Below are 12,107 nucleotides of genomic sequence, written 5' to 3'. Positions count from 1 at the left end.
TGTCACGGCACCAGTCACAAGTAAAACATCTGCATGCCTAGGCGAGGACTTAAGGACGATCCCAAACCTTTCAAAATCGTATTTTGGCGTTAATAAAGCGACGACTTCAATATCGCAGGCATTACATGCGCCAGAATTAAAGTGAAGAACCCAAGGTGACCTCTTAATAGCCCATCTAAGTATACCATCTGCCAGCGTCACTCTACCACTTCCATTAGAAGAGTGCTTGAGATAAGCAGCAAGAGAACATAGATGCTGAAGAACCAAATGTTAAACGGATTTAATGCAGTGGATGCAAAAGCAATTATGACCAGAGAGGAATCAAGAATAATGAAAAAAATAACATATTTATATAGGGAGACGACAACTCTCGAGGTTAAAGATGCTGGTCTTTCGCCACATACATAAGGTATTTTTTTACTAGGTTCATTCCTGACACTTCTACGTGAAAGCGCAACGCCAGATACATAAATCGTTATTGAGAACATAAAAATCGCAACCAAAGCGACAATGAAATCTTCCATCATGTAAGAGATGCTCCATTCCAACCTAGGTAAATTATTGGAAAGCTCTCATAAATTTAAACCTTCAGATGCAAAGCGGTTTTCCGACGTTACCCTGCATAAGATTTTACTCTACCATAAACCCTGATGGTTTAAAAAACCCTTTCCTCTCTGGACTTTTATGCAGTAATACCCAGAGTTGATAGAAATATATTTTGCCGAAATGAAGACATTAGAGGAATGCTTGGAATAGGATAGGTAAAGTTGTTGATCCTTATTATCCATCTTTGAAGTGGTTTTATATAGTGGGGCGAAGGGATGGGAGAAAATGTGTATGTCCAGAGCGATTATAAGTATCTTATGTATGTTTTAGATGAAGTTTACGATCGCTTAAAAAGCACCTACTTGGAGGCGTCTGCGCTTGGTCCGGTTAGGCTTTACTCCGCGGAAGATAGTGTTGATAGGGAGTTTTGGGCGCTATTCTGTGCTCTGATAGACTTCCAGGTTCCTGTTATGAACATTCTAAACCCTATGTTAAAGGGCTTAGTATCCTGGATGGAGGAGCGTGAAATAAAGTTTATTCACTTAATTCGCAATGAGGAGTTAGCGAGAAGCATATTTAGCAATTTTCAATGGAAAAGCAGTAGGGGTGTTAAAAAAGGCTTTACACATAGGTTCATTAAAATCGAAGACCTAATTAACCTTCTCGGAGTTTTCAGGAGGATAATTAGTGAGTATGGTTCACTCAGAAGCATCGTGAAGGATATTTATGAGGGCTCATCTCATCTAAAGGAGCCTATGGAGGCTGTCATCTTAAGTCTCGTAAAGGTCTTCCATAAGTGTGGCGGCAGGCCACCATTAGTCCCGATAAGGTCATCTTCACCACTTAAGAGATTAAATCTCTTTATGAGGTGGATGGTTAGACCATATCCTGACCTAGGACTATGGAACTTTATTGAGAAGAGACACCTATTGGTATCACTTGATGAGGGCCTCCGTAGGGTCTTCTCAAGAGCATTCCATATAAAGTTAAATGTGAGTTGGAGCGGTGTTCTAGAGGCTACGAGGTTTCTGAGGAGGATAAACCCTGATGATCCAGTAAAATATGATTATCTGCTCTCCAGGATCTCGATAATGGGATACTGCGCTAAAGACTTATCCAGGTCAAAATGCTACCTATGCCCACTAATAAATGTGTGCATGTCCTCGATGTTTAAACCTGAGCCGAAAACTGTAGCCCTGAGAGGAAAAGAGCGTGAGATCTTTGAGAGCTTTCTTAGCCGTTATGGGCATGAGTACGACCTTGTAAAAACAGAGTACCCGCTCGGAAACTATACTGCCGACGCCCTACTACATAAAATCAATTGTGAAACATATGTTGCTGAAGTTGAGGAGCACCTCAATTATAATGCTATAGGTCAAGCGTTAACCTACCGATACCTATACTTTAAAATCCATGGCAAAGAAGCAAAGCCAATCATAGTATGCTCAAGGAGCGCAAGGGATCTAAAAGAAGCATGCGAGAGAGAACAAGGAATAATGGTCATAGAAATAGGGTAGGGAGCTGTCCAAATATGGATTCCCATTTCTATGCTGCGAGGGGTGGTTTTCAGCTAGTTAAAGAGGAGGAGGCTCAGGAAATTATTCAAAGACTAAGCTCGCGTCTACCTGAACATAAGGTGGTCGAACGTGGGGTTTCGGTGCATGAGCGGATTAAGGATGAGCTTGTTCAGCTGGGTAAGCTTCAGGGCTTTATAGCTGAGAGCAAATATGAGATGGAGAGAGGGAAAAACAGAAGCCTGAAAGATGGGAATAAGGGTCTAAGGGCTGAGAAAACACGCATCTGCGTGAAAAAGTGATGTAGCTTAAGGAGCAGTTGAGGGGCTGCTGACGCGCAGATGCAGGATTTTGAAGCAACATGGGATTCTCCAGGCGGGTCATGTCATTATTCCATGGGCGGAGAGTCTCATTGGTTAGGGCATTCTGGAGCCAGCCGCCCATAAAGGCCACCAAAATAGCCCCTGAGAGCAGCGTTTCAGTAAAATAGCACCGCCTAACAGTCGGGGCAATTGTGACGCTAAAAGTGAAGGGTGAAGTCTGCTTCTCAACGGTGGGCGGCGTTGTTGAATCATGCAGCGCCGGAAAATGCGGTGAACCCCGCTTCTGCTGGCTCAACAGAAATATTCTGGCAGCATTCCCCTAAACAAACACCAAAAACACAGCATTAGGAAGCGTCAAGATGCTTAAGAAAACTAAAGTATTTAAAGGGGATTTTTAGACGAATACCACAGGGGCCCAGAGCCCATACCCCCTCCTTAAAGTCTCGTTGTCTCTTAAGCATGCCTGCTAAACTCCTTGGGAGATAGTGATCCTTCTGTCGTTATGCACCACTGAGACCAATATTACCTCGGTGAACGTTAGCTCGTCTCCGCCCACGTGAAGCTCATAGAACACGTCGCCTCCTTCCCAGCATTCAAATCCCGTAACTAAGAGACCTTATTGTAGCTGGGCGCCGGGGTCTCTAATAACTGCCCGAAGCCATGCTCGTTAACCTCCTGTCGATTATGCCGTTTCCATCGTGGATGTCACCTCTCGGACCCAGAGCGGCAGCTCTTTATAGCTAATTATTGTGGGGTTCGGCACGCTGAACGCCACCTCGCCCATCATCTTATAGAACTTCAGCACGACCTCCCTCTCCGAAAGAGACTGCCCCCTGGCCCGCGAGAGCAACCACCGCTTAAATAGATTATAGCCCTCCTTGTATTCTCCGCTCGGCTCGTAGTACTTTACTAGGTCCATCGGCATCCCACCGACTATCTCGGCGATTTCTCGCCCGCGCATGCTGATGAAGAGGTTGCTTGGGAGGTAGCGCTGGAAGTTAGCATCGTCCTGCCTGCATGCTACGCCCCCAAAATAATAACCGTCTAAGCCGCTTCTCTCCCGCAAGAGGAGGAGGGCGACTATGCTTCCTTCAGCGCTGCAGGGCGGCGCATAGGACGAGTCTAAGCGGAAGGTGTGGCCGCCAGCTGCTAGTTCAACTACGTTGCCCGCTCTATGCCTAAGGCCTTCGCCTTTTACGACGGCAAGCATGCCCAGTCCCACTCCTTGGTGCAGACCCCTGCCTTCACTCGGCACGGGCGCCTCTACGAGGAAGTTTGGAGCTACTAGTCCGCCTCTAGCGAGTGGCAGCTGCTCAGGCTTAAGGTGCGGGAGCCGCTCAATGTCTCCGGCGAGCTCGAACTTAAGTCTAAGGCTGTGCCTGTAAGCCTTATTAAGTGCCGGGATGAACGCTAGCGAGCCCTTAAGCGCCCTCACGATAACTCTCTTGAAGAGGAACTTCCTCGCGAAGACTCGCGCGTCTCTCGGCTTTACCCTCACGAGTAGCGCGCGGTGTTCCTCGGGAGAAAACGCGTAGAGCCACACGCCCCTACCGCTCGGCACGTCGAGGACCCCAAGCACGTCGAGGGCCATCTTGCTTACTCCTTTAATCTCCAGCTTGGCTCCGAGACACTCTAAATTCCTTCTTAAGGAGTAGTCTTCCCTCATGAGGTCAATTAAGAGTGGGCCGCTCTCTTTGAGGAGGCGGCTGGCGTACTCCAGCATTAGATTCCCCTCGGCCCTCGCGGCCTCCAAGATTCTTCTTGCTATTTCCTCATAGTAGTAGCCTGCTCGCTTAGCGGAGCGCCACGCCTTTAAGTAAAAGCGCTCAAGCTCCTCAAGGAAGCTCTTAGGCCTGCTCACCAGCTCCACCTACGATCTTATTCCATATCGCATCGAATATCGCCGTTAAGTGTCTCACGACACCGCCCCTGAGGAGCACGCCAACGTCATAGTTGACGAGAAGGTGCGCTTGCGTGAGGTTAAAGGTTCCAATTATTGCCAGATCCTCGTCAGCGATTATGAGCTTAAGGTGCGCCCCAACGACCTTCACCCCGCCGGACTCCTTAGTCGCGTAGCGCACCTCTAAATTTGGCAGGAAGAGTCTCATGGGCTCGAGCGCCCGTCTATTGCTTCGCGTATCCTCAGTTATTACTCTTAGTAAGCTGAGTCTCTTTAAGTCTTGGACGTGCTGCGCGAAGAGGGCGCTCATCAGATCGCCGACGTAGGGCATTGCTATCCTTAGGCTCCTAGAGGCGGAGCTGACGGCGTAGCTAAGGGAGTCTAACAAGCCCATAGATGCTGGAGGCGGGCTTCCTAAATCCCTGAGAAGCGGCGGGTTAAGTATTAGGCTGACTACGGAGCCGAGCTCCCTACCCTCCGCAGACTCCGGCGCGCCCTCTGCGCGGAGCTCCCACACGGCAGTTGCTATCGGCTTTGTTAAGTCCAGCACCTCAGCCCTACTGACTGCCCCCCCGGTTCTCGAGGGTGAAGAGAGTCTCGATTGCTTCATCCCAGCTGAGACCGGTCGCTTTAACTATCTCGAGTGTGGGGGCCCTTCTGCGCGCCTTAAGGAGCTCTATCACCTTTTCGGCGGCGCTCAAAGCTCGCCACCCCGAAGGTACATGTTTGCGGCCATCCAGCTCAGCATGAAGTTTAGACTTCCGCAGTTTTCGACGTAGAGACAGGCTCTGCACGCGGTTCTACAGGCCCTTGGGCATGGGGCCGCGCTCTGCATTAAGCGGTTAAGGAAGTCCGGCAGGCACTCCCTTATGGCGTCGACGCCGCCCACGCCGCCCGGGGAATCATCGTATATTAAGACCTCCAGCTGCTCTCCATCCGCATAGGCAGCCTCGCCAAACTCTCCATAAGAGAGACCTGAGAGCATCACGATGGCCTTCATGGCCGCGTGCGCCACCGAATGCGCTGCTGCTATCTCGTCTATAGGGACAAAGCCCTTCAGAATCTCTATGACGTGGCTGACCCTTTCTGGATCCAAACGCAGGAGGAGACCTGTAGTCGTCATGGAGCGGCCAGCGACTCGCAGAGTGCTGCTTCTATCGTCAAAGGCTAAGGCCGGAATTCTATTTCTCCTAGGTGCGTAGCTGTGGCCAATCAAGTAGAAGAGGGAGAGGACGTGCACCTTAAACCTTCCGAGGAAGGCGCCGCTGAAGGCTCTCGCGCCGAGCCCCCTATTTATGCGCTCGGTTAAGTCTTCCATTCTCTCCATCTCCTGGAAGACTACTTCAACGTAGGGTCTCGTGAGCCCCTCACTGGGGCGGGCGATTGCCCTCCTAATCTTCCCGCGCGGGAAGAAGAGAGCGCTGCCGCCGTCCTTGCAGAAGCCGCGGTCATAGCTGTCACAGCTGCTGTCGCTGAAGGGGCACGTGTACCTTAGCGTGTAGAAGGGTCTTTGCGGATTCTCGGCTTTCAGCCCCTTAAGGCCCTTGTGCCGCGGGCACTGAAGGCGGAAGACGCCAGTCGGAAGTATGAAGTAGTCATAGGCGCCACCAGGAGGCGAAGGAACCACGCTCACGCGAAATACCGTCATGGCGCCTGGATCGGTGGGCGCTCCAACATAGGCTTGTATTAGGCTACTGTCGCAGCTGCGGCACTTTAGTTCAGCTGCGGCTTCTCTCTTATTATAGACCCTGCTTAGTTGGACAAAAAGAGAGATAGGGAAAATATTCGGATTAGATAATTCCTTGTTCGCTATTGAACTTTTTAACAATCTGAGCAATGGCGATTTTCGGCAATGAAAAGTGTAGAAAAATGCGCTGTGAGTCAAGGTCCATATGGTGCAATTCTAATAATTCAAAAACTTATAATCTCTCTTTTTCATGAAAATAACAGGGAACGGAGAAAAACTAAGATAAGTACACTTACGAAGGAAAAAGAGTGGCTGTGAGAAACTAAATATGACGCGGGTAAGCCAGCTTACATGAATAGGGTGTTTAATAATGTTGTTTATATGGATAGGCTAGGCCGCCGAAAAATTCTGTTTACTCTGCAGATCATCAGGCCAGCTCTGAAGATCCGCTCTCTTCTCCATTTTCCGGCTTGATTCAAATAACTCTTCAATAAACCCACTTTACGTATGCTTTCTTCAAGCAACATTAGCTCTAAGCTCAGAGTTAAAGCTAGCAAACATGAGCTCATCAATATCAAGGGCATAAATAATATTTCTCTAAGCTTAAGCCAAACCCCAAACACCAACAATAAAAATGCGGCCAAATATTTAAAATATGAGTGGTAAATTTTTCTAAGTTGTTTTTAGAGAAGATCGGTTTAGTTGCCTCTCTTTAATATTTTGAGATATAAAGACTGGCTGAAAGGCATTTATAAGTTAGGCGCGTAATGCTCTGACTCCATCTAACTCAAGAAAGAATATATAGGCTAATTTTTCCAGCTTAAGCCGAGCAATCTTATAATCAACCCATGTAAGGCATCTGTCAACATAAGGGAGATTAAGGAGTCCTAGCAGAGATGTAAACCTATTAAAGGGAGGTGGTAAAAAGAACGCACCTAGAATAGACCATCCGATTGCAAGTGATCGTCTAATGTCCCTTATGCCTCGTATAGTAGTATCAACAGTTCCTCTAACCTCTTCGAAAACAGCCCTCGCTTCATCTGCTTTATAACGAAGCACGTCTATGTAATCCTCACCATATCTCTTATATGTCTCCACCTCTAGTATCTTAGCATTGTTAGGAGCCCTGATGAAATTCTCTATGATACGGTTACTAACCGGTATTCGCTGTAAGGTTTGATCAGAAGATAGCTGTAATATATGAGGGGAGGGATCAACAAGTATTTATTGTAACCGCATATAGTAGTGGGATTGAGAATATTATTCGTAGGAGGAAGAGGTCTGGGAGATGGATCTAGCCATAAAATATGATCCCGACGTAGATATTTTAGTGCTTAAGATTAGGTAGGGAGAACTGGCCAATAGGAGCTTCTATACAAGCTGGCAGCGTGCCGTCCTCCTTAATCTTCGGTCTCCGAGAACTGGCCAATAGGAGCTTCTCGACAATGACATTATTCTAGGCTATGATAAAGATGGAAAACTCTTCTACATCGAGATGATAGATGCGTCCAAAAGAGGATTAATAAATGCCCTACTCGACCTAGCAAAAATAGGAAAGAGACAGCAAAACTAATCCTCTCAAAAATAACCTGAAAATTACTACAATTCTATTGACTCTCAGCAGGATTAACCTCCACCAGAATGGGATTACCAAATAAATCTTTATGTGTAAAACCAAGATAATGCGAGAATCCATCAAGATTTTCTTCAGAAACCTTTTTGAGGAAAAACTGTTCTAATCTCTATTTGTTCTTTCCAGCTCAAGATATATTCTTATAACCATACCTAAAATGATCAAAATAATCGACCAGAGTTGACTCTTAAGTACTTCATTGAAAGAGGGAATCAAAAATACTATTAAAAGAGAGATTATCTCGCCGAACAAATGCATAATGGCATCTCTAGGAAAAACTAAACCAATTAAAAGGTTTCTCATAAAATCCGCAACGGCAACAAATGTTAGCGATTGATAGAGCATGTTTGTCGATAAGATGAATAATGAACTATCTTTTATCAGTCCAGATATTATCTGGATTACTTCAGACACTCCGGAAAACAGGATGGAGATTGCTATCTCGATGAAGGGGGCTGAAAAGCCCTCAATAAATGAACTTATTTCGTCTCTTTTTGCCATTTCTAGCTATGCGCATGCTCAGTACTCTGACAACAGTAGCATATTATGTCCATTCTGAAAGATAAGCATGCTTTTTCGCTTACCATACAAAATGATTCCATGAGAGCGTAACAAGATAATATTGCTAGAAGGTGACTGGAGCCCTGAGAGACTTTTCAAAGGATCTACGTCTACGTATGATAAGGATTTTCAAACTAAATTATTGTGTTGGGTTAGGGGATGTCGAGTTTGGTTAGTTTTCGTGAGGATTTGCATTGGGGTATGGGTTTTGGCGAGGTTACTAGGAAGAAGAAACCGTATGTTTTGTGTGGTAGCTGCGGGAAACTTATTCCGGTGAGATTCAGTGCCTGTATGAATTGTAGAAGGCCCTTTCCGCCGGAATATGTTTACTGCCCGTACTGCAGAGTAGAGCTCATCAAAAACTCTGACTTATGCCCCTACTGTGGGTCGAAGCTGGATAAGAGCCCAGCATATTACATATACAAGTAAAGTAATGGCCGTGTGGAGGCATCAAAGTAGTTTGGAGGAAAACTTTCATGCAAAAGTTACTAGAGCTTTGGCAAGAAAACTGAATCTTAGTAGAGATTACGAGAGAATATTTGTAAAAGCTATTGTTGAGCCGGATAGGTGGCGGCGAAAGAACCCAAGAAGGAGGCACCACCAACTAAATTATTACACCATTATCGACCATGTGGTAAACGCGAGAATCTATTATCTTAGGGGAGATATTTCCTCTTGCTTATGGAATCTTGGTATTGCATTACACTATATTCAAGACGCTCATATACCGCCCAAGAACCAGAAATTTGCGACGTCTTCATGCGTCAATTGAGCGGAGATCTATCTCCATATCTCCAACCAAGATTGAAGCTGAAGTTAATGAAGCCTTCCACGCCAGTCTCTCGTCATCTGAGTTTGTTAGAAGAGTTGTTTCACAAATCGGGCAAGTTCATAATGCTGAATATGCTCTTAAAGAAGCCAATTAGAGCATCTGCTATGATAACGGCGGCAGTATTTGGGCCTAAAGAGTCTCCAAAAGACCTTGTCGTAAGCTATACATAGCCAAAGAGAAACGTAAAACAAGAGAATCTAAAGCAACTAAATCATTTTTGGCGGTTCTAGGGATAGGCTTTACGCTAAGTATTATTGTAGGCATCGTTACAAGCATTTCCTTAATCCCAACATTACTGCTATTGTCATTATTTTTAGCGGGAATAACCTACTGGGTTGCAGCTGGAAGCGATCCGGAATACGACAGGCTTAGAAGAGAAGCTGAATGGTATAACATCCAATAAAATGGCCGGAGAAGATGGTTAATGGAAAATCGTAGATTTATAGAGTGGATAGGCGGCATAGACCCATATGAGTGAGTGGTGCGCCTATATCCAGAGTGCGGTAAAAGATCATTTAATGTTAAAGTAATCTTTAATTGTTGAATTAGCATAAGTTGCTATTTGGTGTCCGGATATGGAATGTAAGCCCACTCGTGAGATGAAGGGCACCAGAACTAGGGGTTCGAATCCCACCCCCCGCACCATTTTACCGGTAAAAATTTATATCTAGGTTTAAATTTATTCTTTTGATTATATATGCCGCGCGCTAATAGGGGTAAGACTGAGACTATTAAGGAGAGAACCGTCTATATTTATCTGCCTTCTCTGGAGATGGTTGAGGATTGGAAGCGTCGAGCTGAGAGGGCTGGTGTATCGCTATCTAAGTTTGTTATTGAGCGTGTCCTAGACTCTATTAGGCGCGAGGATGGCGAGGAGGGCTATCTCAGCAGGGCCGATTTAATTAAGAGGCTTAGGGATGCTGAGGAGGAGGTTAAGCGCCTACGAGAGGAGAATAGGCTTCTAAGAAGGCTTGTCGAGAACCTGGATAATGAGCTTAGGCGCTATAGGGCAGCATCATTCCTAGAGGAGCATTTTGAGGGCGTTAGGAGATTCGATAAAGAACTTATTGAACTGCTTAGGGGCGGCGGAGTCTATAACGACGAGGAGATTTTAGCACGCCTAAACATCGATCCATCTAACACCGACCTCGTTAAGGCCGTTTCAAAGCAGCTCGAACTCCTCGAGGAGTATGGGCTTGTGGAGTTTACTGGGAGGGGCTGGAGGTGGAAGGGCTGAAAACTAGTTTACTCCAAGAGCATACGAAACTTATTGAGGGCTTTAAGAGGGACTGCAAGCTTAGGGGCATGACTGAAGAGAGCATAAGAAGGTATCTTTCAAGCGTGAGGATCTTTCTGAATTTCATTAAATTCAGAGGTTTAACAGTTGCTAATGTGGACTTGCATGCTTTAAGGGATTTCCTCCAGCATATAGTTGAGGGCGGAGCAAAGTATAAGACTATTGAGAATTACTTTTCAGCCCTATCATCATTCTATGATTATTTGGTATTTGAGGGCATTGTTGACAGAAATATTATTCTGCCTTTTAGGAAGAGGTATCTTAAGCGTTATAAAAGCGGCTATGATGATCCTGAGAGGAGGCTGCTTAGCGTTGAGGAGATGTCCAGGCTCGTTAACTCCATTATGGATCCTAGGGATAAGGCCATAGCCGTTTTGCTTGCTAAGACTGGTATTAGGCGTGGCGAGCTACTTAGGCTTGATGTGGATGATATTAATTGGGAGGATTACTCTATTACGCTTAAGCCCACGCCCAAGAGGAGTAACCGCATAGTCTTCTTCGATGATGAGTGCGCTAGGGTTCTGCGCAGGTGGCTTAGGGTTAGGGAGAAGCTTAACCCGCCGACAAAGGCATTATTCGTCAGCTACCAGAGCTTACAGAGGCTTGATAGGAATGGATTATGGAATGCGATAGTCAAGTATGCTAAGCGCCTAGGATTCCATAATCCCAATTCGCCGCGCCTAGAAGACCACTTCGGGCCCCACTGCTTTAGGCATTGGTTCACAACATGGCTACTAAGAAACGGGATGCCAAGAGAATACGTCAAAGAATTGAGGGGCGACAAGCGCAGAGAAGCCATAGATATATACCACATAGACAGAGAAGAACTAAGAAGAGCATACCTAGCCTGCATACCAAAACTAGGAATAGAATAAGTGTTTTTCGCTTAATCTTGCGCTGGGCTGGTACGGCTAAAGAATTGCTGAATATTGTATAATTTGCTTGTTCTTAGATTAATTAAGGTGTGAAACTAAAGAAGAGAACTTTAGTGAAGTAGAATGAAATGGGTTGTTGCCTTCGCTGTTAACAATCTCTTCGGATCTCTTCTATTACTGCCTGTAAGTCTTCTTCACTTATGTGGAAACCGTGCTGTGGGAGTGTTCTAATACTGTTTACTGCTTCTTCCTTTGTGATTATGTTGTGTTTCTTGAGCTGAGTTATTATCCAGAGTGATCCATGTACTTCCAAGTTAAGGGCTTTAGCAGATTTTCTTCCTCTCTTGTCATCAATGATTGCCATTACTATGGCTTCATTATCCTCTCTTGTTATGGATATTACTGAGGCTATGACGCTTATCTCGCCCGGCCCAAGGCCGCTCTTCTTTCTCTCGATCTCTTCCATGACTTCATTTGGTGGGATAATCACTTTGAAGTTTTGTTCTAAGAATTCTTTAATTCTTGGAAAACTTTTATATCTCCTAAGCTCATCGTGCACCACACTTGGTAACATTAACTCTACATTTGTAGCTTTTTTGTAGGCAATTATTTTATTTAGTAAACTTATGCGGGAGAGAGCGCTTATGGCGGATGTGTCAAATATTAAAATTTTCTTCCCTTTAGTTTTATTGTGGCTGTTGACCAACCAAGCTCCCTATGTCATCCTTGGTGTCGAAAATTTTTATGTTACGTTTTATTGCTTCTTCGATTATTTCTTCTACTGTGAGACCGGCGATTTTAGCTGCAAGACTCAGTGATATTTTTCCCTTCTCCAGCATTTTTAGGGCTATATCAACTCTTCTTCGGAAAATTTTCTCTTTAACGTCGCTCTTTTCTGACATTTCCGGAGGGGAAGTAGCATATACGTATAGTAGTAGC

At 45.5% G+C, this 12,107-nt stretch carries 17 protein-coding genes; 8 read left to right on the top strand and 9 right to left on the bottom strand.

Features of this window, described 5'->3' with window-relative positions; genetic code table 11:
* Both QXR61_08510 and ndhC read right to left on the bottom strand, forming a co-directional pair.
* On the bottom strand, positions 1-201 hold a 201-nt coding region (locus tag QXR61_08510; GenBank protein MEM3757985.1), incomplete at its 3' end, for an NADH:ubiquinone oxidoreductase.
* Positions 198-527, bottom strand: coding sequence for an NADH-quinone oxidoreductase subunit A (gene ndhC / locus QXR61_08505; GenBank protein ID MEM3757984.1), 330 nt, complete (start codon positions 525-527; stop codon positions 198-200). The genes ndhC and QXR61_08510, both read right to left, overlap by 4 nt.
* 294 nt (positions 528-821) lie before the next feature.
* Here ndhC and QXR61_08500 point away from each other — a divergent pair, with 294 nt between their 5' ends.
* The 3 genes from QXR61_08500 to QXR61_08490 all read left to right on the top strand — a co-directional run bounded on the left by QXR61_08500 (position 822) and on the right by QXR61_08490 (position 2,706).
* The gene (locus tag QXR61_08500) at positions 822-2,063 is read left to right on the top strand and encodes a DUF2400 family protein (GenBank protein ID MEM3757983.1); all 1,242 of its coding nucleotides are present in this window, start codon (positions 822-824) and stop codon (positions 2,061-2,063) included.
* Positions 2,064-2,077: 14 nt separating this feature from the next.
* Complete coding sequence (locus tag QXR61_08495; GenBank protein MEM3757982.1) at positions 2,078-2,362, top strand: hypothetical protein; 285 nt, start codon at positions 2,078-2,080, stop codon at positions 2,360-2,362.
* Between the two features lie 212 nt (positions 2,363-2,574).
* Complete coding sequence (locus tag QXR61_08490; protein ID MEM3757981.1) at positions 2,575-2,706, top strand: hypothetical protein; 132 nt, start codon at positions 2,575-2,577, stop codon at positions 2,704-2,706.
* Between the two features lie 359 nt (positions 2,707-3,065).
* On the opposite strand, the gene QXR61_08485 is transcribed toward QXR61_08490, so the two are convergent.
* The 5 genes from QXR61_08485 to QXR61_08465 all read right to left on the bottom strand — a co-directional run bounded on the left by QXR61_08485 (position 3,066) and on the right by QXR61_08465 (position 8,104).
* Positions 3,066-4,244, bottom strand: a complete 1,179-nt coding sequence (locus QXR61_08485; protein ID MEM3757980.1) for a hypothetical protein — start codon at positions 4,242-4,244, stop codon at positions 3,066-3,068.
* Positions 4,231-4,893, bottom strand: a complete 663-nt coding sequence (locus QXR61_08480) for a phospholipase D family protein (GenBank protein MEM3757979.1) — start codon at positions 4,891-4,893, stop codon at positions 4,231-4,233. The genes QXR61_08485 and QXR61_08480 overlap by 14 nt, the downstream gene beginning before the upstream one ends.
* Positions 4,894-4,980: 87 nt before the next feature.
* Positions 4,981-6,120 (bottom strand): DUF1998 domain-containing protein, encoded by a 1,140-nt coding sequence (locus QXR61_08475; GenBank protein MEM3757978.1) that lies wholly within the window; start codon positions 6,118-6,120, stop codon positions 4,981-4,983.
* A gap of 606 nt (positions 6,121-6,726) precedes the next feature.
* Entirely contained in the window at positions 6,727-7,068 is a 342-nt protein-coding gene (locus tag QXR61_08470; protein MEM3757977.1) for a hypothetical protein, read from the bottom strand.
* Positions 7,069-7,705: 637 nt separating this feature from the next.
* Positions 7,706-8,104 (bottom strand): hypothetical protein, encoded by a 399-nt coding sequence (locus tag QXR61_08465; protein ID MEM3757976.1) that lies wholly within the window; start codon positions 8,102-8,104, stop codon positions 7,706-7,708.
* Between the two features lie 219 nt (positions 8,105-8,323).
* Between QXR61_08465 and QXR61_08460 the strand changes: the two genes are divergently transcribed.
* The 5 genes from QXR61_08460 to QXR61_08440 all read left to right on the top strand — a co-directional run bounded on the left by QXR61_08460 (position 8,324) and on the right by QXR61_08440 (position 11,168).
* Positions 8,324-8,593, top strand: a complete 270-nt coding sequence (locus tag QXR61_08460) for a zinc ribbon domain-containing protein (GenBank protein MEM3757975.1) — start codon at positions 8,324-8,326, stop codon at positions 8,591-8,593.
* A 31-nt stretch (positions 8,594-8,624) separates the two neighbouring features.
* Positions 8,625-8,936, top strand: a complete 312-nt coding sequence (locus tag QXR61_08455) for a hypothetical protein (protein ID MEM3757974.1) — start codon at positions 8,625-8,627, stop codon at positions 8,934-8,936.
* A 277-nt stretch (positions 8,937-9,213) separates the two neighbouring features.
* Complete coding sequence (locus QXR61_08450; GenBank protein ID MEM3757973.1) at positions 9,214-9,399, top strand: hypothetical protein; 186 nt, start codon at positions 9,214-9,216, stop codon at positions 9,397-9,399.
* 294 nt (positions 9,400-9,693) lie between these two features.
* Positions 9,694-10,233, top strand: coding sequence for a hypothetical protein (locus QXR61_08445; GenBank protein MEM3757972.1), 540 nt, complete (start codon positions 9,694-9,696; stop codon positions 10,231-10,233).
* Positions 10,221-11,168 (top strand): tyrosine-type recombinase/integrase, encoded by a 948-nt coding sequence (locus tag QXR61_08440; protein MEM3757971.1) that lies wholly within the window; start codon positions 10,221-10,223, stop codon positions 11,166-11,168. The genes QXR61_08445 and QXR61_08440 overlap by 13 nt, the downstream gene beginning before the upstream one ends.
* 148 nt (positions 11,169-11,316) lie before the next feature.
* Here QXR61_08440 and QXR61_08435 read toward each other — a convergent pair whose 3' ends face one another.
* Positions 11,317-11,874: a DUF3368 domain-containing protein gene (locus QXR61_08435; GenBank protein MEM3757970.1), complete on the bottom strand. Its 558-nt coding sequence runs from the start codon at positions 11,872-11,874 to the stop codon at positions 11,317-11,319.
* A partial coding sequence (locus QXR61_08430) for a UPF0175 family protein (protein ID MEM3757969.1) occupies positions 11,855-12,107 on the bottom strand: 253 nt, incomplete at its 5' end. The genes QXR61_08435 and QXR61_08430, both read right to left, overlap by 20 nt.

Source organism: Candidatus Bathyarchaeia archaeon (assembly GCA_038882715.1).
Lineage (GTDB): Archaea > Thermoproteota > Bathyarchaeia > Bathyarchaeales > DTEX01 > DTEX01.
This window is presented reverse-complemented; position numbering and strand designations above follow the sequence as displayed.

What these genes read in the sequence shown, in the direction of transcription:
- ndhC (MEM3757984.1), bottom strand. Translation starts at nt 527, where the DNA reads ATGATGGAAGATTTCATTGTCGCTTTGGTTGCGATTTTTATGTTCTCA.
- QXR61_08500 (MEM3757983.1), top strand. Translation starts at nt 822, where the DNA reads ATGGGAGAAAATGTGTATGTCCAGAGCGATTATAAGTATCTTATGTAT.
- QXR61_08495 (MEM3757982.1), top strand. Translation starts at nt 2,078, where the DNA reads ATGGATTCCCATTTCTATGCTGCGAGGGGTGGTTTTCAGCTAGTTAAA.
- QXR61_08480 (MEM3757979.1), bottom strand. Translation starts at nt 4,893, where the DNA reads ATGAAGCAATCGAGACTCTCTTCACCCTCGAGAACCGGGGGGGCAGTC.
- QXR61_08465 (MEM3757976.1), bottom strand. Translation starts at nt 8,104, where the DNA reads ATGGCAAAAAGAGACGAAATAAGTTCATTTATTGAGGGCTTTTCAGCC.
- QXR61_08460 (MEM3757975.1), top strand. Translation starts at nt 8,324, where the DNA reads ATGTCGAGTTTGGTTAGTTTTCGTGAGGATTTGCATTGGGGTATGGGT.
- QXR61_08445 (MEM3757972.1), top strand. Translation starts at nt 9,694, where the DNA reads ATGCCGCGCGCTAATAGGGGTAAGACTGAGACTATTAAGGAGAGAACC.